The sequence below is a fragment of the Microbacterium meiriae genome, from assembly GCF_032364335.1.
Classification (GTDB): Bacteria; Actinomycetota; Actinomycetes; order Actinomycetales; family Microbacteriaceae; genus Microbacterium; species Microbacterium meiriae.
Genome location: NZ_CP133984.1, coordinates 806,350 through 829,309, shown reverse-complemented (window position 1 = coordinate 829,309; position 22,960 = coordinate 806,350). Strand labels below are relative to the sequence as shown.

The following is a 22,960-nucleotide window of genomic DNA, read 5'->3' as shown; positions in this document are numbered from 1 at the left end:
CTCTCCTCGACCGGGAACCAACCGGGGTCACTGCATCTACAGTTTTCACGCCACACGCCCCTGCTTCTCGTCGGGCAGGTTGTCGAACCAGCGCATCAGCTCATCGAACTTCACGAGCGGCTTGGTGCCGTAGTACTTCACGGGAAGCTCGTTCGACTTGATGGCCTTCTGGATCGAATCGATCGAAAGGCGAACTTCCGCGGCGGACTCCGCGACGGTGAGCACAGTCGGCTTCCTGCTGTCGATCTTGCTTTCCGCGTTCACGCGGCCTCCTCCATGAATCGTTCTGCGGGGATACGCAAAAAGCCGCCGACACGCACCAACTCATCGGGCTGAAACTCCGCGCGCCCTTGAAGGCGTGCAGACAGCTCGATGGTGGTGATGTCGGCGGCTTGTGCGACACTGTGGACGTCGCAGCCGGCCTCGCGAATAGCGAGGTTGACTCTTCTCGCGATTGCGAGGGTGACCCGGTTCCTGTCCATGTCGCCAGGCTACCTGGCGGTAGCGCCAGGTGTCAACCGTTGGGGACAACTTTTTGGCCGAAGAGCCTGGTGAACTGTTCTACGGTTGAGGCATGGCCGAACAGATTTCACCGATCAGCCGCGCAATCTCGGACGTTCTGACCGGCGCGTACATGAAGAAGCGACTCACACAGGACGTAGTGGCGGAGCGGGCTCAGATGTCTATCTGGACGCTGCAGAAAAAGCTGAAGGCCCGCGCGCCGATCACTGCTACCGATCTGGTCATCCTCTCCACTGCCATTGGAGTGAAGCCCGGAGATGTGCTCGAGGAAGCGATGGCGGACGTCGCCCATGAAGAACGCTTGGCGTCGGAGGGTATCCGTACGATCGCTGAACAGGCGCGCAAGAAGCGACCATCGGAAATGACGGAGGAGGAGTTGGATGCATTCGATGGAGAAGCCGCAGCCAACACGCACCCCGATCTTGGCCACGACGAGCCTGAGCATCCCTAGAGGGCGCGACTACGATCCGTGGGAACACGCCGAGCTACTCGGCATCCCCGTGTTCGTGCGCCGGCTCCGCACCGCCAACGGGATTTGGTTCCCAGAGTACGGCGAGATCATCATCAGTGATCGCCTGCGCGCGCGCGACCAGAGGCTCACTCTGGCCCACGAGATCGGGCATGGAGTCTTAGCCCACCGTGATGATCGGCCGAAGCACGAACGGCAGGCGGATCAGTACGCCGCGAAGAACCTCATCTGCCCAAACGAGCTCGCGGAACTCTACGAGTGGGCTTCGGATGAGCACGAGATCATCTCGGAGCTTGGCGTGACTAGGACGTTGCTTCGGGCCTACATGAGTGCGGCCTGATTGCTGCTTTTCGCTGATCGGGGACACTATCGGGTCCACCTAGGTGTCACATTCTGTAGCAGGAGCGGGGCTTGAACCCGCGACCTCACGATTATGAGTCGTGCGCTCTCACCAACTGAGCTACCCTGCCGCACGGCATCCGCATCGCAGATGCGAACTCCGAGCCCCGAGTCAGGATTGAACTGACGACCCCTTCCTTACCATGGAAGTGCTCTGCCACTGAGCTATCGGGGCGTGCTGCCCCTCGCGGGGCAACCACACGAGAATACCATCACTGTGGCGTCCTCATGAAATCGAGACGGTCACTCCTCCGAGGTGAGAGACGTGCGTCCGGCGTTCTTCTTGAGCCACGGCATCGGGTCGATGGTCGTCCCGTTCACGATGAGCTCGAAGTGCAGGTGCGCGCCGTAGGAGCGGCCGGTGTTGCCGGTCTTGCCCACGATGTCGCCCACCTTGACCTTGTCGCCCGCCTTGACCTGCAGCGAGCCGTACTGCATATGCGAGTAGTGGCTCGTGATGACGGAGCCGTCGATGACGTGGTCGATGTAGACCGTGACACCGTAGGCGGCACCCTGCTCGGTCGCGATGCGGACGGTGCCGTCGGCGATGGCCTGGATGGGCGCGCCGTTGCCCGGCACGAAGTCGATGCCCTCGTGGAGGCGGCCGCTGCGCATGCCGTAGCCGTAGCTCATGCCCACGCCGACGAGGAACGGCCACTGGATGGCGGCATCCGGGTCGTTCGTGAAGATCTCACCGGAGTAGTTGATTCCCTGCTCGGCGGCGACCTCGACGAGCGAGACCGTGCTGAAGTTGTCGGCGCGCGAGAGCGGCTCGTTCTGCACGCCGGATGGTGCGACGAAGGCCTGGATCTCGTCGTCCGCCGAGCCAGCTGCGTCAGCAGCCGCCGCGGTGACGAGGGAGGTCGAGGCGAGGGAGCCGCCCTGGGCGGCGGCGACCGCCTCCGCAGGAAGCGTCATGGACACGGCCAGGAGGCCGGCGAGACCCATTGCTCCGACGGTGGCACCGGCCGTGAGGGCCTTGCGGATGCTGCGCGTGCGGCGAGGGCCGACGGCCGCGAGGCCTGCGGTGTCGATCTTCGGCGCGGTCTGTGATGCGACATTCGCAGCGAAGGCCGAACGGCGGGACGCCGACGACGTCGGGATGGAGCCGGTGGTGCGGAAGGCGCGGGAGGCGCGCTCGAAGGCGTCACCCTCGGCGTCGGCTTCGGCGACGAAGGGCTCCGACGCCGGGGCGATGTCCTCGACCGGAACGGTGTCCTCGGCCTTCTCGACGATCTCCGCGACGACGGGCACCGCGGGGACATCGGCGATGGCAGGCGCGGGAGCCGCAGCAATGAAGGGCTCCTCCGGCGCGGCGGGCACCGGAGGGACGTCGGCCTGACGCTGACGCGCGGCGCGACGGGAGAGCGGGATGACAGCAGCGAGGGCGATCACGGTCTCCGCGTCAGCGAGGGGTGCCGTCGACCCGCTCGCCGAGGCCTCGGAGGCCGCAGTGCGAGGGCGGCTGGACCGGCGCGTGGGCGCAGCGGCAGCCTGGGGGTTCTCGAAGGGCAAAGCTAATCTCTCGGTCGTTCGTGATGCTCGGGGGCGCAATGACAACTCTCACCTTCGGGTGGTGAAAGTAACGATCGGGTAAACACTACCCCGATCGACCTGTGAATGCCATGGATCGGTCAGGGTTTTTCCTCATCGAGGATAGCGCGGAGTCGGTCGTGCAGGGTCACGCCGCCCGCGATCAAAAAAGGCCGCGGCGATTCCCGATCGATCCGGCTGACCCGGCCACCCGCCTCCTGGACGAGCAGCGCGCCCGCGGCATGGTCCCACGGCTTGAGCCCGCGCTCGAAGTATCCGTCCAGTCGGCCGGCCGCCACATAGGCCAGATCCAGGGCCGCCGACCCCATGCGACGGAGATCACGGGCGATCGGCATCACCCGCCGGACCGTCGCGAGGTCGCCGTCGTGGGTCGTCGGGTCGTAGCCGAATCCGGTCGCCAGGAGCGCGCCGGCGTCGGTCACCTCGGTGACCGCGAGCCGGACGCCGTCCGACCAGGCCCCGTGGCCGCGAGCAGCCGTGAAGGTCTCCCCCACGGCGGGCGCGTGCACGGCGGCGGCCAGCGCCTCCCACTCGTCCGGCTCCGGCGGACCGCTGACGGCTGCGATGCTCACGTTGTACGCCGGGATGCCGTAGGCGTAGTTCACCGTGCCGTCGATGGGGTCGACCACCCAGGTGATCCCGCTGTCGCCGGTGGCCGCGCCCGACTCCTCACCGAGGAAGCCGTCCGCCGGTCGCGCCGCGCGCAGGCGCTCGCGGATCAGCTCCTCGACTTCGCGGTCGGCGTCCGTGACGATGTCGGCGAGCGTCGACTTGGTCGCGGCGAGGCGTACACCCTCCCGTCGACGGGTCCGGGCGAGAGCTCCCGCCTCCTCGGCGATCTCGGCCGCCAGGGCGCTGAGCTCGACAGCGTCGATCACGGCGCCGGGTGCGAGGGGGCGGGCGGCGGCGGCGGGAAGGCCGGGGCCTCACCCTGGGCGGGCGACGCGGGCTGCGGCGGGGCCGGCTGCGGAGGCGCCGGCTGAGCGGGTGCCGACGCCGGCTGCGGCGGAGCGGGTCGGTCAGGCGCGGGCGGCACGGGTCCCGGAGCGGGAGGAGCGCCGAAGTCGGGAAGGGCCGGAGTCGTCGGCGCGAGGGGCGGCGTCGCCACGGGGAACGCCGTGGCGGGCGCCTGACCCAGTGCCGGAGGGGCCGTCGAGGGGTACCCCGTGTAGTAGGCGTTCCAGTCCGGGCTGCCGTCCGGGAGGACCGGGAGCGGCGTGATCCCATCGGCGTAGGTCGGCCAGGATGGGGCGGAAGCGACGGGACGGGCGGCGGGCGCCTTCTTCGGCGCGAACAGGGCGTTCAGCAGCGGAATCAGCGTGGTGCCGACGGCGACGAGGATCGTGAGGGCGACGACGATGCGCCAGTACAGCTCGGTGTAGTCGAAGGTGTTCGGGAACGCGAGGAAGAACACCAGCAGCGCGACGAGGGCACCGAGGAAGACGATCGTCACGATGTGGATCACCTTCGTGAAGGTCGTGACGTGTCGCTGCGCGGCACGGGTGAACAGCCGCACGTGGAGCAGTGCGAGCTGAAGGATCCCGATCACCAGCAGCAGCTGGAAGAACCGCTCCGCGCCGAAATAGAGGCCGTCTTCCGGAAGCCAGATCTTCACGAGGCCGACGAGGAGCGCGACGACCCAGGTGACCATGCTGGCGAGCTGGAGCCAGTCCGGCCGGTTCGGCGCGAGGCCCGCCTCGAGGATGGCGATTCCGGCGAAGGCGGCGAGCAGGAGGATCGTGAGGAAGGCACGACCGATGAGGCCGTTCTGATCACCGACCAGGACCCACACGACGCAGACCAGTGCGGCGGCGATGAGGGCGCCGATGGCGACCCACAGCGACCCCCTGATGAGCAGCGACATGTTCTTCTTGTCACCCTGCGGCTGCAGCCGTGCGGTGTCCGGATGGGACATGGGGATCCTCTCGTCGAGCGGCGATGCCTTCATCCTGCCACGCGCAGGCCCGCTTGTTCCGGCTTCCCTCAGGCGCGCGGAAGATCGGGACGCGATCGCGCTCTGGGGAGGAGGGGTCAGCCGGCCTTCTTCGCGGATGCCGCAGCGAAGGCCGCGACCCGCGCCTGCGCGTCCGGGGTCTCCAGGGCGGCGCCGATGGACCGGGCCTCCTCGCTCAACTGCTCGGCGAACGTGCGCTCCGGCTGCGACCGCACCAGCCGCTTCGCGTGTCCGTACGCGTCGGCGGCCCCGGCGAGCCAGAACCGCGCGACCTCCTCGGCCCGCGCACGGACCCGATCGGCTTCCGCCCTGCCGTCCTCGCCCTCCACGACCTCGGCCACCAGCCCCCAGTCGAGGGCCTCCGCGGCGCTGAGCAGCCGGTCCTGCAGCACCAGCTGGAGGGCGCGGCGCTGGCCGACGGCCCGCGCGAGCTGCGCCGACACGGAGAGGTCGGGCGTGAGGCCGATGTTCGCGTACAGGCTTCCGAGCTGCGACCGCGAGCCCACCACCGCGTAGTCCGTGGCGAGCAGGATGCCGAGTCCGCCGCCGGCCGTCGTCCCGTGCGCGGCGGCGACCACGGGCACGCTCGACTCTGTGAGCGCGCGGATCCCGGTGTTGATGACCTCGGCCAGCGCGGTGATCTCCGCCCCGGACGACCCCATGGTCGTCGCCATGTCGATCACGTCGCCGCCCGCGCAGAACGCCGGTCCCGCCGCGTCGATGAGGATGGCCTGCACGTCGTCCCGCGATGTCGCCTCGACGGTCGCATCCCGCCAGGCGTACGCCAGATCGGCGTTGAAGGCGTTGAGGCGGGTCGGACGGTTCAGCGTCAGCCGCGCCATCCCCTCGTCGACGGCGAACAGGACGGCATCACTCATGGCTTCTCCTTCGAGCACAGGCGGATGCCTCCAGGCTAGTCGCGCTCAGGAGCCGTCCCAGACGCGAGCGACGAACCGCTCCATCCGCCGCCGGGTGCCGTCGAGCCGGAAGTCGACCTGTCCCGCCGCCCGGATCTCGTTCGGCGCGAGCGGATGCGCCAGGCGCACGTTCTCGTGGCAGGACAGATCGGCGCAGATGTAGGTGCCGACCGAGTCGCCGCGCTCCCCCGCCTCCCCCGTCCGCCGGGCGGCGAACAACGCCACCTGGTTGCCCGGCTGCATCGTGTGGCAGATGTTGCACATGCCGGAGCGCCCGCGCCCTGGTTCCGACGCCCGCAGCACCACGCCGACCACGCGCCCCTCGTGCGGGATCAGGACGTAGCCGCGCTTGCCGGCACTCGGATCGCGCCAGGCGAAGAAGTCCAGGTAGTCCCAGTCCACGAGGAGGAAGTCGTGCGGCATCTCCATGACGCGCAGCTCGTCGGCGTCCGCGTTCACGAACGAGGCCCGGACGTCGGCTTCGGTGAGAGGTCGCATCGCTCCAGTCTAGGAACTCGGCGCGGAGGTGAGGCCGGGAACGCGAGAAGCCCCCGCGAGCGGGGGCTTCCGTGGTGGCGAGTGAGGGATTCGAACCCCCGAAGTCGAAGACGGCTGATTTACAGTCAGATCCCTTTGGCCACTTGGGTAACTCGCCAGAGCGCACCCGTCCGACTTGAACAGCCAACCGGGGGCACGAAGAACAATCATACCTGTCGGATGCGGGCGCGAGAAATCGAGGCGTCAGCTCCCGTACACGCCGCGGTCGGCGGCAGCCAGCGACTCCGGCGTGCGCAGCAGCCCGCCCTCGGCGCGGCAGGTCGCGGCGGCCACGTCCATCGCGCGCGTGAGCAGGGCCGTCCACTCCTCGGCCGCCTTCGGGCCGCCGTCCACCAGCCCGGCGGCGACGGCGGCGAGAGTCGCATCCCCAGCCCCCACGGTGTCGACCACGCGACCAGGGAGCGCCGAGATGGGAGCCGAGACCGACCCGCCGTCCGACTCGAGCACCGCGCCGTCTGCCCCGGCCGTCGCGAGCACAGCGGTGACTCCGAGGCTCCGGAGCCGCGCGCGCAGGGCGTCGAGGTCGCCGTCGTAGAGCACGGCAGCGTCGTCGGCACCGACCTTCACCAGCTCGGCCCTCGAAGCCAGCCGCTCGAAGCCGCGGACGAACTCCTCGCGGTCCGACAGCATGCCGGTGCGCGGGTTCGGGTCGATCGCCAGCCGCGCGCTCTCCACTGCGGTCGCGAGGGCGTCGACCTCCTCGGGGGCATCGAAGGGGAAGCAGCTCACGGCGACGATGTCCGCGTCGCCGATGGCGGCCCTCGCCTCGTCCGAGTACCGGATGGTCCGCTCCTGGGCCGCGCGATTGAAGACGTAACTCGGCTCGCCGTTCGCGGCCCGGGTCACGACGGCCCGCGACGACCCGTGCGGCGCCGCGCTCGCGATCAGCCGTACGCCGTGATCGGCCAGGTACTCGCGGATGTGCGCGCCCGCGACATCCTCCCCCACCATCGCGATGAGGGTCGTGGGGATGCCGAGCCGGCGCAGCCCGACCGCCACGTTCAGGGCGGCTCCGCCGACGAACTCACGGACGCCGCTGTCATCCCGGATCTCGTCGATCAGGGCGTCTCCGATGACGACGGCCGCGCCGCCGGGGGAAGTCTCAGTGCTCACTCGCCGACCCTACCGCGACGCCCGCGCCCCGAAGCAGCGCCGAACCGTGTGCACAGCTCAGGAGACCTGGGCCTCCATGCCGTCACGAGCAGCCGACGGCGGCCTGCCGTCCCGGATCTCCTGAGTTGTGCACACCCGAACGGGCCGAGGGACGACGAAGGCCCCGGGGAGAACCCCGGGGCCTTCGTTCACTCACTCACACCTCAGTTGTAGGTACCGGGGGTGATGTCGTCCGTCGAGAACGCGTCGAAGTCGACGTAGCCGAAGTCGCCGTCCGCGTACGCGCCGTCGGATGCGAAGATCCGGTTCGGGTAGCGCTCGCTCTTGGCTTCCTCGGTGGCCTCGACCGTGACGTCGCGGTACTTCGACAGACCGGTTCCGGCGGGGATGAGCTTTCCGATGATGACGTTCTCCTTGAGACCGACCAGCGGGTCGCGCTTGCCCTCCATGGCGGCCTGCGTGAGCACGCGAGTCGTCTCCTGGAAGGACGCAGCGGACAGCCACGACTCGGTCGCGAGCGACGCCTTCGTGATACCCATCAGCTCCGGGCGACCGGACGCGGGGCGCTTGCCCTCGGCCACGGCCTCGCGGTTGATCTGCTGGTAGCGCTTCAGGTCGACCATCTCACCCGGCAGCAGCGTCGTGTCGGCGTGATCGACGACGGTGACCTTGCGGAGCATCTGGCGGACGATGACCTCGATGTGCTTGTCGTGGATCGGCACACCCTGCGAGCGGTAGACGCCCTGAACGCCGCCGACGAGGTACTTCTGCACCTCGCGGGCACCCATGACACGCATGACCTCCTTGGGGTCGAGCGTGCCGACCTGCAGGGGCTGACCGACCGAGACGTGCTGGCCGTCCTCGACGAGGAGGGTGGCACGCTTCAGCACCGGGTAGACGACGGGCTCGTCGCCGTTGTCGGGCGTGAGGATGACCTTCTTGGCCTTCTCGGTCTCGTCGATCGTGATGCGGCCGTCGGCCTCCGCGATCGGCGATGCGCCCTTGGGGGTACGCGCCTCGAACAGCTCCTGCACACGGGGCAGACCCTGCGTGATGTCATCCGCCGACGCCGAACCACCGGTGTGGAAGGTACGCATCGTCAGCTGGGTACCGGGCTCACCGATCGACTGGGCCGCGATGATGCCGACGGCCTCGCCGATGTCCACGGTCTTGCCGGTCGCGAGCGAACGGCCGTAGCACTGCGCGCACACACCGACGGCGGAGTCGCACGTCAGGACCGAACGGACCTTGATGGTCTCGACACCGAGTCCGACGAGCTTGTCGATGAGCACGTCGCCCACGTCGTCGCCGGCCGAAGCGAGAACCTCGCCCGACTCGCTCACCACGTCGGAGGCCAGCGTGCGGGCGAACACCGAGTTCTCGACGTTCGCGTCGCGCACCAGCTCACCCTGCGAGTTCGGAGCGGCGATCGGGAGTTCGAGGCCCTTCGACGTGCCGCAGTCCTCTTCGCGGATGATGACGTCCTGCGAGACGTCCACCAGACGACGGGTCAGGTAACCCGAGTCGGCGGTACGCAGAGCGGTGTCGGCCAGACCCTTACGGGTACCGTGCGTCGCGATGAAGTACTCCGCCACCGACAGACCCTCGCGGTACGAGGAGATGATCGGACGCGGGATGATCTCACCCTTGGGGTTGTTCACCAGACCACGCATACCGGCGATGTTCCGGATCTGCAGCCAGTTACCACGGGCGCCGGAGGACACCATGCGGTTGATGGTGTTGTCCTCAGGGAAGTGCGCCTTCATCGCGGCCTGCACCTCGTCGGTCGCCTCGGTCCAGATCTTGATGAGCTCCTGACGACGCTCGGCGTCGGTCGTGAGGCCCTTCTCGTACTGGGACTGGACCTTCGCGGCCTGCTTCTCGTAGCCCGCGACGATCTCCGCCTTGTTCGGCGGGGTGAGGATGTCGCTCAGCGCGACGGTCACACCCGAACGGGTCGCCCAGTAGAAACCGGCATCCTTGATGCGGTCCAGCGTGGCGGCCGTCTCGACCTTGGGGTACTCCTCGGCCAGCTTGTTGACGATCTGCGACAGCTTGCCCTTGTCGGCCTGCTCGCGCACGAAGGGGTAGCCCTTCGGGAGCGCGTCGTTGAAGATCGCCTGACCCAGCGAAGCGTCGACCAGGCCGTGCTTCTCGTAGCCCTCGGGAGCCTCGCCCTCGAGGAAGGCCAGACCCGGGATGCGGATGCGGACCTTCGCCTGCAGGTCGAGCGTGCCCTCGTCGTACGCGAGCTGTGCCTCGCCGACGGAGCCGAACGCACGACCCTCGCCCTTGGCGCCGGCCTTGACCGTCGTCAGGTGGTGCAGACCGATGATCATGTCCTGCGAGGGCAGGGTCACCGGACGGCCGTCCGACGGCTTCAGGATGTTGTTCGACGCGAGCATCAGCACGCGGGCCTCGGCCTGAGCCTCGACCGACAGCGGCAGGTGCACGGCCATCTGGTCACCGTCGAAGTCGGCGTTGAACGCCGCGCAGACGAGCGGGTGCAGCTGGATGGCCTTGCCCTCGACGAGCTGCGGCTCGAACGCCTGGATGCCGAGACGGTGCAGGGTGGGTGCACGGTTCAGCAGCACCGGACGCTCGCGGATGATCTCCTCGAGCACGTCCCAGACCTCGGGACGGGTGCGCTCGACGGCGCGCTTCGCGGCCTTGATGTTCTGCGAGTGACCGAGGTCGATCAGGCGCTTGATGACGAACGGCTTGAAGAGCTCGAGCGCCATCTGCTTGGGCAGACCGCACTGGTGCAGCTTCAGCTGCGGGCCGACGACGATGACCGAACGGCCCGAGTAGTCGACGCGCTTGCCGAGCAGGTTCTGGCGGAAGCGACCCTGCTTTCCCTTGAGCATGTCGCTCAGGGACTTCAGGGCGCGGTTGCCGGTACCGGTGACGGGGCGACCGCGGCGGCCGTTGTCGAACAGGGCGTCGACGGCCTCCTGCAGCATCCGCTTCTCGTTGTTGACGATGATCTCGGGGGCACCGAGGTCGATCAGGCGACGGAGACGGTTGTTGCGGTTGATCACGCGGCGGTACAGGTCGTTCAGGTCGGAGGTCGCGAAGCGGCCACCGTCGAGCTGGACCATCGGACGCAGCTCCGGCGGGATGACCGGGACGACGTCGAGAACCATCGCGGCCGGGCTCATGCCGGTCTCGAGGAACGAGCTGACGACCTTGAGGCGCTTGATCGCACGGATCTTGCGCTGGCCCTTGCCCTCCGAGATCTGCAGACGCAGGTTCTCGGCCTCGGCGGCCAGGTCGAAAGCGGCCAGGCGACGCTGGATCGCCTCGGCACCCATGTAGGCCTCGAAGTACTGGCCGAAGCGGTCCTGCAGCTCGTGGAAGACGTCGTCCTCCGGGCGCAGGGCACCGACCTCAAGCGTGCGGAAGTCCTCCCACACGCGCTCCAGCTTCAGGATCGCCTCGTCGGCACCCTTGCGGATGAGCGACATCTCCTTCTCGGCGGCGTCCTTGACCTTCTTCTTGGCGTCGGCCTTGGCACCCTCGGCCTCGAGGGCCGCGAGCTCCTCCTCCAGCTTCGCCAGGCGCTCCGCGATCTTCGAGTCGCGGCGGTCGCCGAGCGTCTTCAGCTCGAGACGGATGTTGTTCTCCTGGGTGCCCAGGTCGCGGTGACGGGCATCCTCGTCGACCGAGATGACCATGTACGCGGCGAAGTAGATGACCTTCTCGAGGTCCTTCGGCGCCATGTCCAGCAGGTAGCCGAGGCGCGAGGGCACGCCCTTGAAGTACCAGATGTGGGTGACGGGAGCGGCGAGCTCGATGTGACCCATGCGCTCACGACGGACGGAGCTCTTGGTGACCTCCACGCCGCAGCGCTCGCAGACGATGCCCTTGAAGCGGACGCGCTTGTACTTGCCGCAGGCGCACTCCCAGTCACGGGACGGGCCGAAGATCTGCTCTCCGAAGAGACCGTCCTTCTCCGGCTTGAGGGTGCGGTAGTTGATGGTTTCGGGCTTCTTGACCTCGCCGTAGGACCACGCGCGGATGTGGTCTGCGGTCGCCAGGCCGATGCGAAGCTCATCGAAAGTTGTGGACTCGAGCACTAGTTCTCCTGTGTCGGAAATTCTGTTTGAGAAGTCTGGGCTTCGACGGGCTCAGCGACCCGGTGGGTCCTGATCCCAGGAACCTGGGTCCCTGAGCCCGTCGAAGGGTTAGATCTCGTCGATCGAGGCGGCCTCGAAGCGGCTGGAGATGTTGATACCGAGTTCCTCTGCGGCGCGGAACGCCTCGTCGTCGGTGTCGCGGAGGTTGACCAGCGTGCCGTCGGCCGAGAGGACCTCGACGTTCAGGCAGAGCGACTGCATCTCCTTCATGAGCACCTTGAACGACTCGGGGATGCCGGGCTCCTGGATGTTCTCGCCCTTGACGATCGCCTCGTACACCTTGACGCGGCCGAGGATGTCGTCGGACTTGATCGTGAGGAGCTCCTGGAGGGCGTACGCCGCACCGTAGGCCTCGAGGGCCCACACCTCCATCTCACCGAAGCGCTGTCCACCGAACTGCGCCTTACCACCGAGCGGCTGCTGGGTGATCATCGAGTACGGACCGGTGGAGCGGGCGTGGATCTTGTCGTCCACCAGGTGGTGGAGCTTCAGGATGTACATGTAGCCCACGGAGATCGGCGCCGGGAACGGCTCGCCGGAGCGGCCGTCGAACAGCTGCGTCTTGCCGCTCGAGTCGATCAGGCGCAGGCCGTCACGGGTCGGGAGCGTCGAGTCGAGCAGACCGGAGATCTCCTCCTCGCTGGCACCGTCGAACACCGGGGTGGCGACCTTGGTGCCCGGCGCGGCCTCGAAGGCCTGCTGCGGCAGCTTGGCGGCCCACTCCGGGGTGCCCTCGACCTTCCAGCCCTGCTTCGCGATCCACCCGAGGTGGGTCTCGAGCACCTGGCCGAAGTTCATTCGACCCGGGATGCCGAGCGGGTTGAGGACGATGTCGACCGGCGTGCCATCCGAGAGGAACGGCATGTCCTCGATGGGGAGGATCTTCGCGATGACACCCTTGTTGCCGTGGCGGCCGGCGAGCTTGTCACCCTCGGTGATCTTGCGCTTCTGGGCGATGTAGACCACGACGCGGCGGTTGACGCCGGAGCCGAGCTCGTCGTCGCCGTCCTCGGCGTTGAACTCCTTGACCGCGATGATCGTGCCCTGCTCGCCGTGCGGCACCTTCAGGGACGTGTCGCGGACCTCGCGGCTCTTCTCGTTGAAGATCGCGCGGAGCAGGCGCTCCTCGGCCGACAGCTCGGTCTCGCCCTTCGGCGTGACCTTGCCGACGAGGATGTCGCCGGGGCGGACCTCGGCGCCGATGCGGATGATGCCGCGCTCGTCGAGGTCCTTCAGCAGCTCCGGGCTGACGTTGGGGAGGTCACGGGTGATCTCCTCCTTGCCGAGCTTCGTGTCGCGGGCGTCGACCTCGTACTCCTCGATGTGGATCGAGGAGAGGGTGTCGTCCTTCACCAGGTCCTGGCTCAGGATGATGGCGTCCTCGAAGTTGTAGCCCTCCCACGTCATGAACGCGACGAGGAGGTTCTTTCCGAGGGCCAGCTCGCCGTTCTCGGTGGCGGGGCCATCGGCGATGACCTCTCCGACCTCGACGCGCTCACCGGCGTTGACGACGACCTTCTGGTTGTAGGAGGTGCCCTGGTTCGAGCGGTCGAACTTGCGCAGGTGGTACTCCTGCGTGCCGCCCTCGTCGAGCATGACCACGACGCGGTCCGCGGAGACCTCGGAGACGACACCGGCCTTCTCGGCGGTGATCACGTCACCGGCGTCGATGGCGGTGTAGCCCTCCATACCGGTTCCGACGAGCGGCGAGTCGCTGCGGAGCAGCGGCACGGCCTGACGCTGCATGTTGGCGCCCATGAGCGCGCGCTGCGCGTCGTCGTGCTCGAGGAAGGGCACGAGCGAGGTCGCGACCGACACCATCTGGCGCGGCGAGACGTCGATGTAGCCGATCTCCTCCGGGAGGAACAGATCGACCTCACCGCTGCCGCCCTTCGGGCGCGCGAGCACGTGGCTCTCGCGGAAGCGACCCTTCGCATCGAGCGGCGCGTTGGCCTGCGCGATGTTGTAGTCGACCTCCTCGGAGGCGGTCAGGTAGTCGATCTGGTCGGTCACGACACCGTCGACGACCTTGCGGTACGGGGTCTCGATGAAGCCGAACGAGTTGATGCGCGCGAAGGTCGCGAGCGCACCGATCAGGCCGATGTTCGGGCCTTCCGGGGTCTCGATCGGGCACATGCGGCCGTAGTGCGAGGGGTGGACGTCACGGACCTCGACGCCGGCGCGGTCGCGGCTCAGACCACCGGGGCCCAGAGCCGACAGACGACGCTTGTTGGTCAGACCCGCGAGCGGGTTGTTCTGGTCCATGAACTGCGACAGCTGCGAGGTTCCGAAGAACTCCTTGATCGCGGCGACGACGGGACGCACGTTGATCAGGGTCTGCGGCGTGATGGCTTCGATGTCCTGCGTGGTCATGCGCTCGCGGACGACGCGCTCCATGCGGGACAGACCGGTGCGGACCTGGTTCTGGATCAGCTCGCCGACCGCGCGGATGCGACGGTTGCCGAAGTTGTCGATGTCGTCGGTCGCGAGACGGATCTCGGTCTTCTTGCCGCCGCGGATGCCCTCGAAGGTCTCCTCGGTGCCCGCGTGCAGACGCACGAGGTACTTGATGGTGGCGACGATGTCCTGCACCGTCAGCACCGACTCCGTCAGCGGGGTGTCGAGACCCAGCTTGTGGTTGATCTTGTACCGGCCGACCTTGGCGAGGTCGTAGCGCTTCGGGTTGAAGTAGAAGTTGTCGAGCAGCGCGCGGGCGGCCTCGGCGGCGACCTGCTCGCCCGGACGCAGCTTGCGGTAGATGTCGCGCAGCGCGTCTTCCTTGGTGACGATGGTGTCCTTCGCGAGCGTCTCCTCGATCGAGGTGTAGCCGGCGAACTCCGCGAGGATCTCCTCGCTGGTCATGCCCAGCGCCTTGAGGAAGACCGTGACGGACTGCTTGCGCTTGCGGTCGACGCGGACGCCGACCTGGTCGCGCTTGTCGATCTCGAACTCGAGCCACGCGCCGCGGCTCGGGATGACGCGCGCCGACACGATGTCCTTGTCGGACGTCTTGTCGGGGGTCTTGTCGAAGTAGACACCCGGCGAGCGCACGAGCTGCGAGACGACGACGCGCTCGGAGCCGTTGATGATGAACGTGCCCTTGTCGGTCTGCAGCGGGAAGTCGCCCATGAAGACCGTCTGGGTCTTGATCTCACCCGTGAGGTGGTTCATGAACTCGGCCTCGACGTAGAGCGGGGCCGCGTACGTCTTGCCGCGCTCCTTGCACTCCTCGATGGAGTACTTCTCGGGCTCGAGGTACGGGTTCGTGAACGACAGCTGCATCGTCTCGCCGAGGTCCTCGATCGGGGAGATCTCCTCGAAGATCTCGCCCAGACCGCTGTTCTCGTTCACGTCGGTGCGACCGGCGGCCTTGGCCTCGGCCACGCGCGCCTTCCAGGCGTCGTTGCCGACCAGCCAACCGAAGGACTCGGTCTGCAGGGCGAGAAGGTCCGGGACCGTCAGCGTGTCGGAGATCTTGGCGAACGAGAGACGGGAAGCTCCGCGTCCGTTCTTGGTGGTGGTGGATGTGGATGCGTTGGGAGCAGCAGCCAAGGGAATAACCTCCGTGAGCCCCGCAGGGCTTCTCGATTCCTTTGTCGTCAGGTGGAGTGCGCTCAGAAGCTCACGAGATGCCGACCACCATATGAGGGCAGGGAGAAGCGAGCGCAACTACCAACTATAGACGCGATCTCACGACATGGCAAGCGCAATCCTTGACCAATCTTCCTTGCTGCGGTAATGGGACGGCCGAGACCCCGCCTTCGCGTCGAAACCCCGCCCTCGCCGCGGGGGCAGGGCGGGGTTTCGACGCGAAACCGGGGTCTCGGGTCAGGACGCGATGTTGAGCTCGTTGCCGGGGATCGAGGCGAGGAGGCGGCGCGTGTAGGGGTCGCGAGGGTTGGTGAAGATCTCCTCCGACGTCGCGGCCTCCACGAGCTTCCCGTCCTTCATCACGCACACGTAGTCGCTGATGAGCCGCACCACCGCGAGGTCGTGCGAGATGAACAGGTAGCTCAGGCCGTACTCCCGCTGCAGGTCGCCCAGCAGCCGCAGGATCTGGTCCTGCACGAGCACATCGAGCGCCGACACGGGCTCGTCGCACACGATGAGGTCAGGCGACAGGGCCAGTGCCCGCGCGATCGCCACGCGCTGACGCTGCCCGCCGGAGAGCTCGGACGGGTAGCGCCGCAGCATCGACTGCGGCAGCGCGACGTCGTCCAGGAGCTGCCGCACGCGCTTGCGCCGGTCCGCTCCGCTCCCCCGCTTGTAGAACTCCAGCGGCTCCGCGATCAGCCGCTCGATCGTGAACATGGGGTTCAGGCTGGAGTACGGATCCTGGAAGATGGGCTGCACCCGCTGCCGGAAGTCCTTCGTCTCCGCGCGGCTCAGGGTCGAGATGTCCTTGCCCTCGTAGCGGATGAGGCCGCTCGTGGGCTCGATCACCTTGAGCAGCATGCGCGCGGTCGTGGTCTTGCCCGATCCGGACTCCCCCACGATCGCGACGGTCTCTCCGCGCGGGATCGCGAGCGAGACGTCGTCGACGGCGACGAAGTCCTCGTGCTTGCCACGCACGGGGTACACCTTCGTGAGGTTCTCGATCTCGACGATGTTGCCCTTCGACGAGCTCAGGGACCCAGCCTTCTCCTGGGTCGCTGAGCCTGTCGAAGCGCCCTCCTGGGTCGCTGACCCAGCCTCCTCCTGGGTCGCTGAGCCTGTCGAAGCGCCCTGCACGAAGGCTTCCGGGCGCAGCCGTGCCACCGCGACCGACGGCGCCGCCTTCACGAGCGACTGGGTGTACGGGTGCTGCGGATCCTCGAGGATCTGCCGCGCGGGACCCTGCTCGACGACCTTGCCGCGGTGCATCACGATCACCCGCTCGGCCCGCTCGGCGGCGAGCCCGAGGTCGTGCGTGATGAGGAGCACGGCGGTGCCGAGCTCCCTGGTCATCTCGCCGATCTGGTCGAGGATGGTCTGCTGCACCGTCACGTCCAGGGCGCTGGTGGGCTCGTCCGCGATGAGCAGCCGCGGCTTGCACGCCAGCCCGATCGCGATGAGCGCCCGCTGCCGCATGCCGCCGGAGAACTCGTGCGGGTACTGCTTCGCACGGCTCTCCGGATCGGGGAGGCCGGCGGCGGTGAGCGCCTCGACGACCTTGGACTGCACGTTCTGCCGGGTGGCGAGGCCGTGGGCGAGCAGCGTCTCGGCGACCTGGGTGCCGATCTTCGCGACCGGGTTGAGGTTGGACATGGGGTCCTGCGGCACGAGGCCGATGTCCCGTCCGCGGATCGACCGCAACTCGTTCTCGGAGGCGCGGGAGATGTCCCTCCCGTCGAGTCTGATGCTGCCGGCGGCCACCTTCCCTCCGCCCGCGAGCAGCCCGATGATCGCCATCGCGGTGGTCGACTTGCCGGAACCGGACTCGCCGACGATCGCCACGGTCTCCCCGGGGCGGATCTCGAGGTCGACGCCCTCGACGGCGTGCACGACGCCGTCCATGGTGGCGAAGTCCACCGCCAGGCCCTCGACCGACAGCAGGGGCTCGTCCGCCATGCCGTTCTCCTTCGCGGCGCGCACGGCGCCCTCGTCATGGATGTTCATCGTGCCCTCGTCCTCGGGTCCATGGCCTCACGCAGCGCCTCGCCGAGCAGGGTGAAGCCCAGCGCGGTGACGGCGATGCAGATGCCGGGGAGGAACGCCAGCCACGGGGCGATCGCCAGCTCGGCCTGTGCGTACGTGAGCATGCGGCCCCACTCGGCGGTCGCAGGCCCGCCGCCGCCGAGACCGAGGAACGACAGCGCCGCCGCATCGATCACGGCGGTCGCGAGGGTCAGGGTGCCCTGCACGATCACGGGCCCGATCGCGTTCGGGAGGACGTGCGACATCGTGATCCGGCCGCGGCCGAGACCGAGGGTCTGCGCCGAGAGCACGTAGTCGCTGGAGCGCTGCTGGAGCATGGACGCCCGCAGCAGGCGCGCGAAGATCGGCACCTGGGAGGCCCCGATGGCGATCATCACGGCGTACGGCGTCTGTCCGAGGATCGCGGCGATCGACACGGCCAGCAGGAGGTTCGGCACCGAGAGGATGATGTCGACGACGCGCATGATGACCGTGTCGACCCAGCCGCCGAACGTGCCGGCGAGGAGTCCGAGGATCATGCCGCCGACGAGGCCCATCGCGGTGGAGACGACGCCGATCAGCAGCGACGCCTGCGCGCCCCAGATGAGCTTCGACAGCACGTCGCCGCCGAACCGGTCCAGACCGAGCGGGAACTGCGGCAGCTCCCCCGGGCCGGGGATGTGCGTGGGCGTGATCTCCTTCGCGCCCGGGAGCGCGGTCTCGGGATACGGAGCGAGGACCGGCGCGAGCACCGCGACGAGCAGGAAGAGGAGCACGATGACCGCGCCGATCCACGCCGTCGGGTTGTGCCGGAGCCGGCGGAAGACGTCGCGCCAGAAGCCGCCGCCGCCGTCCTTGAGGTCGGCCTGGGCGATCGCGACGGTGTCGATGCTGCCACCGCTCTCGGCGGACGGCCCCTGTGCGGGTGGGAGGGCGATGCTCATGCGAGCGCCTCCTTTCGGATGAGGGAGGAGGACATCACTGCACCCTCACTCTCGGATCGATGAAGCTGTACGACACGTCCACGGCCAGGTTGATGAGGGCGTAGGCGATCGCGATGAAGATGATGAACCCCTGCAGCACCGGGAAGTCGCGCGTGAAGATGGCCCGCGCGAGGAACGACCCGATGCCGGGGAAGGCGAAGACCGTCTCGGTGAGCACCGCCCCGGAGATGAGCAGTCCGGTCTGCAGGCCGATCGTCGTGATGACCGGCAGCATGGCGTTGCGGAGGATGAACCGGCTGCGCAGCGTCGCCGAGCCCACGCCCTTCGCCCGTCCCGTGCGCACGTAGTCGGCGTTCTGCACCTCCAGCACGCTCGCCCTGGTGATGCGGACGATGATCGCGAGCGGGATGGTGCCGAGGGCGAGTGCCGGGAGGATCAGATGGAGGATCGCATCCCACGCGGCGTCGAACTCCCCCGTGATGATGCCGTCCCAGACGTAGAAGCCCGTGGGATGGGTCGCATCGATCCGTGGATCCTGCCGACCGTCCGAGGGCAGCCAGCCCAGCTGCACGGCGAAGACGTACTTGAGGATGAAGGCGAGGAAGAACACCGGGATGGTGATGCCGATGAGGCTCAGCACGACCGACGCGTGATCGGTGAACTTTCCGTGGCGACGGGCCGCCCAGTATCCGAGCGGGATGCCGACCCCTATCGCGAAGATGAGCGCCGCGACGCTCAACTCGATCGTCGCGGGGAATCGGCGGAGGAACTCCTCCGTGACCGGCCGGTTGGTCTGGATGGACGTACCGAAGTCGCCCTGCAGCAGCCGGGTGACCCAGATGAAGTACTGCTCGATGAGGGGCTTGTTGAAGCCGTAGAGCTCGTTGACCCTGGCGATGGCCTCCGGGGTGGCCTTCTCGCCGAGGAGGGCGACCGCGGGGCCGCCGGGGAGGGCCCTGACCCAGGCGAACAGCAGGATGCTGAGCCCGAACAGGGTGGGGATGAGGAACAGCAGTCGCCTGCCGATGGTGCGCAGCACAGAGTTCTCCGTCGATCAGAAGGTACGCCGTGCCCCGGTTCCGCAGGAGCGGAACCGGGGCTCGGCATATCAAATGGTCAGGCCTACTTCGTGAGGACGATGTCCGTGAAGACCTCGTCGTTCACCGGGCTGGCGGGGTAGCTCTCGACGCGCGGGTCGAAGGCGAGCGTCGGCGCCGGGTGCGCGAGCGGGACGCCGGGGATGAACTCCGCGACCATCTCGTTGATGTCCTCGTACAGCGCCGTCTGGTCGTCGAGGTTGGAGACCCCGCGTGCTTCGGTCAGCGCCTGGAACAGCTCCGGGTTGTCGAAGCCCCACTCGGAGCTCTTCTGGCCGAAGAAGACGCCGACGAAGTTGTCGGTGTCGTTGTAGTCGCCGGTCCAGCCCAGCAGGTGGATGCCGTGGTCGGCGGTGCCGGTGGTGCGGTCGAGGTACTCGACCCACTCCTCGGAGACCGGGGTGGTCTCCACGCCGACCTCGGAGAGCTGCGACGACAGGACGGTGTAGATCTGCTCGGGGTCCGGCATGTACGGACGCGAGACGTTGACCGGGTAGTTGAAGTCCAGCGCCAGCGGGTTCGCCTCGTCGTAGCCCGCCTCCGCGAGGAGCTCCTTGGCCTTCTCCGGGTCGTAGTCGTAGGTCGTGACCTCGTCGTTGTAGCCGTTGACCACCGGCGGGACGAACTGCGTCGCCTTCTCGGTGCCCTCCGGGAGGACCTGGCTGATCAGGGCGTCCTTGTCGATCGCGTAGGACAGCGCCTCACGCACCTTCGGGTCCTGCAGCTCCGGGATCGCCTGGTTGAAGGCGAGGTAGAGGATCGTGAACGGGGGACGCGACACCATGGTGAAGTCGTCCTCCTCCAGCGCCTTCGTGTCGGCGGGGCCCACGAGGTCGTAGCCGTCGATGGAACCCGACTCGAGCGCCTGGCGACGGGCCGTCGGGTCGTCGATGGTGCGGAAGATGATCTCGTCGATCTGGCCGGCCTCGCCCCAGTAGTCGTCGTAGGCCTTGAGCGTGACCTGCTCGCCCGGTGCCCACTCCTCGAACTGGTAGGGGCCGGTGCCGACCGGGTGTCCCATGGCGTACTCGGAGAGCTGCGGGGCCTCGGCGGTGCCGCCGACCTCGTCGGCGCCGAATTCCTGCATCGCCGAGGGGCTCTGCATGCCGAAGGCCGGCAGCGACAGCGAGGCGATGAAGCCGGCGAACGGCTTGTTCAGCTCGATGGTGACGGAGTTGTCGCCGTCCGGCGTGCACGACTTGTAGACCGCGTCCTCCGGGTTGGAGGCGTAGCCCTTGAAGAGCTTGTTGTAGTAGTACCCGAAGGCCTCGGAGGCGGCGAGACCGGTCCAGTTGTACCAGCGGTCGAAGTTGGCACAGACGGCCTCGGCGTTGAACGGGGTGCCGTCCTGGAAGGTCACACCCTCCTTCAGCGCGAAGGTGTGGGACATGCCGTCCTCGGACGACTCCCACGACTCCGCCAGCAGCGGTGCCGGGTCGGCCGTGCCGGGCTCCGTGCCCACCAGACCCTCGAAGATCTGGCGCGAGACACGGAAGGTCTCGCCGTCCTGCGCGAACGCCGGGTCGAGGCTCGCGGGATCCGACGAGGCGGCGAAGACGAAGGTGCCGTCGACGTCACCCGATCCTTCCGACCCGTTGTCCCCGCGCTCGCTGGCGACGCATCCGGCGAGTGCGAGAGCGGCGATGGTCGCTCCGGTGACGGCGGCGAGTCCTCGCCGAGGCATGGCTGACTGGTGCATGTGTGTATGACCTTCCCTGTCGGGCGCTTCCTTGCGCGTCTCCGGGCATCGTCGCCGCGGAGACGGTGATTCCTCGAAGGTACCCAGCGGTCCGGCCGATGCCAAGAGTCCGAGGTTGCGATCCGGTATCGACGCGGTGCCGCCCGTGATCCGGTAATGTCCAGAACGTGCCGGACACCACTCCCCGCGTCGTGTGCCTGGGCGAGGGCCTGGTCGCCCTCGTCGCCGCCACCGCCGGACCGCTCGAGACCTGCCGCACGTTCCACCGCTCCCTCGCCGGGGCCGAGTGGAACACCGCGATCGCGCTGGCCTCCGCCGGCATCCGCACCGCGGTCGTGTCCCGCGTCGGCGACGACGGCTTCGGACGCTTCCTCACCGCCGAGCTCCGTGCGCACGGCGTGGACGATCGGGCCGTGGAGGTCGACCCGGTCGCACCGACGGGACTCTACGTCAAGGAGCTCTCACCGCGGGCGGACGGCGCCGTGGAGGGGACGATGCACTACTACCGTGCCGGGTCGGCCGCGGCGGCGCTGTCGCCGGCGTCGCTGGAGTCGCCCGTGGCGGTGGACCTGCTCGCCGCGGCGGCCCTCGTGCACACCTCCGGCATCACGCCGGCACTCTCGCCCTCTGCACGCGCCGCCCAGGAGTCCCTGGTGGCGGCTCCCCGCCCCGCCCGCCTCGTCAGCTTCGATCTGAACTGGCGCCCTGCGCTGTGGCGCGACCGGGAGGACGAGGGGCGGGCACTGCTCACCGACCTCGCCCACCGCGCCGACATCGTCTTCTGCACCCGGCCGGATGCCGAGGCCGTGTTCGGGACGAGCGCGCCGGACGACCTGCGGACGCTGTTCCCCGAGCCGCGGTACCTGGTCGTGACCGACCCCGCCGGTGCCGTCGCGTTCGACGGCGCGGAGCGCGCGGCCAGCGACGCCCTCGACGTACCGGTCGTGGAGACGATCGGAGCGGGCGACGCGTTCGCCGCGGGCTTCCTCGCGGGCGTCCTGACCGGTCTGACCCTGGGTGGGAGCCTGGCCCGCGCCCACCGCATCGCGACGCGCGCGATCACCAGCACGCGGGACCACGTCGACTGACCGGGCGACCTCAGTCCGCGTGACGTCCACGCCGCGGCGGGACCGCGTCGTGCGTGCGCTGCAGCGACACCGCGACGTGCTCGCCCCGGTGCTGCACGATCCGCACGAAGAGCACATCGATGAGCGCGAGCTGCGCGATGCGGCTCGACATGGCGGCCATCCGGAACGGCGACTCCTGGGCCTGGCTGAGGAGCACGACGTCGGCGATGGCCGCGAGCGGGGAGTCCGCAGCGCTCGTCACCGCCACCGCGAGCGCACCCGTGGCCCGCGCGACCTCCAGGGCGCGGACCGTCTCGGCCGTCTCGCCGCCGTGTGAGAAGGCGATCGCCACGTCGGCGGACGACCGCAACGAGGCCGCGGTGATCGCGAGGTGCGGATCGGCCGAGTGGGTCACCGAGCAGCCGATCCGGGACAGCTTGAGCTGGAGATCCTGAGCGGTCAGCGACGACGCCGCCTGCCCGAACAGGTCGATGTGCCGGGCGACGACCACCGCCCGCGCGACTCGGTCGAGGGCGTCCGCGTCCAGGGCCCGTGCCGTCTTCTCGATCGCGTCGATCTCCTGCACGGCGAGCTTCGCGGCGATCGCGGCCGGCCCGTCGTCCCGGTCGATCGCCGTGGAATCGAGTCCGAAGCGGGCCTGCTGCGCCTGTGCGAGGGTGACCGCGCGGGCGACGGCCACCCGGAGTTCCCGATAGCCGCTGTAGCCCAACGACTGCGCGAACCGGGCGACGGTCGAGAGCGAGGTCTGGCAGAGCTGTGCGAGGTCGTTGATCGCGAGGTCCACCACGAGGGTGGGGTCCCCGAGGATTCTCTCGGCGACACGTCCCTCCGCCGCGCTGAGCTTGGGGAGGGAGCGTCGCACCACGGCCAGAACGTCGTCGTCCATGCGCT

At 68.3% G+C, this 22,960-nt stretch carries 18 protein-coding genes and 3 tRNA genes; 3 read left to right on the top strand and 18 right to left on the bottom strand.

Going from position 1 to position 22,960, the window contains the following annotated elements; translation table 11 throughout:
* Positions 1–45: 45 nt before the first annotated feature.
* Together RI211_RS03900 and RI211_RS03895 are read right to left on the bottom strand one after the other, a co-directional pair.
* Positions 46–264 carry a MerR family transcriptional regulator gene (locus RI211_RS03900; RefSeq protein WP_280570042.1) on the bottom strand — a complete coding sequence of 73 codons (219 nt, stop codon included), beginning with the start codon at positions 262–264 and terminating at the stop codon, positions 46–48.
* The gene (locus RI211_RS03895) at positions 261–482 is read right to left on the bottom strand and encodes a hypothetical protein (RefSeq protein WP_315637299.1); all 222 of its coding nucleotides are present in this window, start codon (positions 480–482) and stop codon (positions 261–263) included. Before RI211_RS03895 ends, RI211_RS03900 begins: the two co-directional genes overlap by 4 nt.
* A 92-nt stretch (positions 483–574) precedes the next feature.
* Here RI211_RS03895 and RI211_RS03890 point away from each other — a divergent pair, with 92 nt between their 5' ends.
* Together RI211_RS03890 and RI211_RS03885 are read left to right on the top strand one after the other, a co-directional pair.
* Positions 575–973 (top strand): hypothetical protein, encoded by a 399-nt coding sequence (locus RI211_RS03890; protein ID WP_315637298.1) that lies wholly within the window; start codon positions 575–577, stop codon positions 971–973.
* Complete coding sequence (locus tag RI211_RS03885) at positions 912–1,331, top strand: ImmA/IrrE family metallo-endopeptidase (protein WP_315637297.1); 420 nt, start codon at positions 912–914, stop codon at positions 1,329–1,331. Before RI211_RS03890 ends, RI211_RS03885 begins: the two co-directional genes overlap by 62 nt.
* Positions 1,332–1,387: 56 nt before the next feature.
* Here RI211_RS03885 and RI211_RS03880 read toward each other — a convergent pair.
* The 15 genes from RI211_RS03880 to RI211_RS03810 all read right to left on the bottom strand — a co-directional run bounded on the left by RI211_RS03880 (position 1,388) and on the right by RI211_RS03810 (position 20,981).
* Positions 1,388–1,461 (bottom strand) — tRNA-Met (locus tag RI211_RS03880).
* A 32-nt stretch (positions 1,462–1,493) separates the two neighbouring features.
* A tRNA-Thr gene (locus RI211_RS03875) sits at positions 1,494–1,565 on the bottom strand.
* A 68-nt stretch (positions 1,566–1,633) separates the two neighbouring features.
* Positions 1,634–2,905: a M23 family metallopeptidase gene (locus tag RI211_RS03870; protein ID WP_315637296.1), complete on the bottom strand. Its 1,272-nt coding sequence runs from the start codon at positions 2,903–2,905 to the stop codon at positions 1,634–1,636.
* 119 nt (positions 2,906–3,024) lie between these two features.
* Positions 3,025–3,819 carry an inositol monophosphatase family protein gene (locus RI211_RS03865; RefSeq protein WP_315637515.1) on the bottom strand — a complete coding sequence of 265 codons (795 nt, stop codon included), beginning with the start codon at positions 3,817–3,819 and terminating at the stop codon, positions 3,025–3,027.
* Positions 3,819–4,859: a hypothetical protein gene (locus RI211_RS03860; RefSeq protein ID WP_315637295.1), complete on the bottom strand. Its 1,041-nt coding sequence runs from the start codon at positions 4,857–4,859 to the stop codon at positions 3,819–3,821. The genes RI211_RS03865 and RI211_RS03860 overlap by 1 nt, the downstream gene beginning before the upstream one ends.
* Positions 4,860–4,975: 116 nt before the next feature.
* Complete coding sequence (locus RI211_RS03855; protein ID WP_268777229.1) at positions 4,976–5,776, bottom strand: enoyl-CoA hydratase/isomerase family protein; 801 nt, start codon at positions 5,774–5,776, stop codon at positions 4,976–4,978.
* A 45-nt stretch (positions 5,777–5,821) separates the two neighbouring features.
* Positions 5,822–6,313, bottom strand: coding sequence for an FBP domain-containing protein (locus tag RI211_RS03850; RefSeq protein WP_060922589.1), 492 nt, complete (start codon positions 6,311–6,313; stop codon positions 5,822–5,824).
* Positions 6,314–6,385: 72 nt separating this feature from the next.
* Positions 6,386–6,470 (bottom strand) — tRNA-Tyr (locus RI211_RS03845).
* Positions 6,471–6,556: 86 nt separating this feature from the next.
* On the bottom strand, positions 6,557–7,486 hold the full coding sequence (locus RI211_RS03840) for a PfkB family carbohydrate kinase (protein ID WP_315637294.1): 930 nt from the start codon (positions 7,484–7,486) through the stop codon (positions 6,557–6,559).
* 203 nt (positions 7,487–7,689) lie between these two features.
* The gene (gene rpoC, locus RI211_RS03835) at positions 7,690–11,565 is read right to left on the bottom strand and encodes a DNA-directed RNA polymerase subunit beta' (RefSeq protein ID WP_187663361.1); all 3,876 of its coding nucleotides are present in this window, start codon (positions 11,563–11,565) and stop codon (positions 7,690–7,692) included.
* Positions 11,566–11,673: 108 nt separating this feature from the next.
* Positions 11,674–15,177, bottom strand: a complete 3,504-nt coding sequence (rpoB, locus tag RI211_RS03830) for a DNA-directed RNA polymerase subunit beta (protein WP_259952987.1) — start codon at positions 15,175–15,177, stop codon at positions 11,674–11,676.
* Between the two features lie 276 nt (positions 15,178–15,453).
* Positions 15,454–17,223: an ABC transporter ATP-binding protein gene (locus RI211_RS03825; RefSeq protein WP_315637292.1), complete on the bottom strand. Its 1,770-nt coding sequence runs from the start codon at positions 17,221–17,223 to the stop codon at positions 15,454–15,456.
* On the bottom strand, positions 17,220–18,185 hold the full coding sequence (locus tag RI211_RS03820; protein ID WP_071327550.1) for an ABC transporter permease: 966 nt from the start codon (positions 18,183–18,185) through the stop codon (positions 17,220–17,222). Before RI211_RS03820 ends, RI211_RS03825 begins: the two co-directional genes overlap by 4 nt.
* Positions 18,186–18,219: 34 nt before the next feature.
* Positions 18,220–19,224, bottom strand: a complete 1,005-nt coding sequence (locus RI211_RS03815; protein WP_060922593.1) for an ABC transporter permease — start codon at positions 19,222–19,224, stop codon at positions 18,220–18,222.
* Between the two features lie 83 nt (positions 19,225–19,307).
* Entirely contained in the window at positions 19,308–20,981 is a 1,674-nt protein-coding gene (locus tag RI211_RS03810; protein ID WP_187663358.1) for an ABC transporter substrate-binding protein, read from the bottom strand.
* A gap of 167 nt (positions 20,982–21,148) precedes the next feature.
* On the opposite strand from RI211_RS03810, the gene RI211_RS03805 reads away from it, so the two are divergent.
* On the top strand, positions 21,149–22,069 hold the full coding sequence (locus tag RI211_RS03805; protein WP_315637288.1) for a sugar kinase: 921 nt from the start codon (positions 21,149–21,151) through the stop codon (positions 22,067–22,069).
* Between the two features lie 10 nt (positions 22,070–22,079).
* Here RI211_RS03805 and RI211_RS03800 read toward each other — a convergent pair whose 3' ends face one another.
* On the bottom strand, positions 22,080–22,955 hold the full coding sequence (locus tag RI211_RS03800) for a MurR/RpiR family transcriptional regulator (protein ID WP_315637287.1): 876 nt from the start codon (positions 22,953–22,955) through the stop codon (positions 22,080–22,082).
* Between the last annotated feature and the right edge of the window lie 5 nt (positions 22,956–22,960).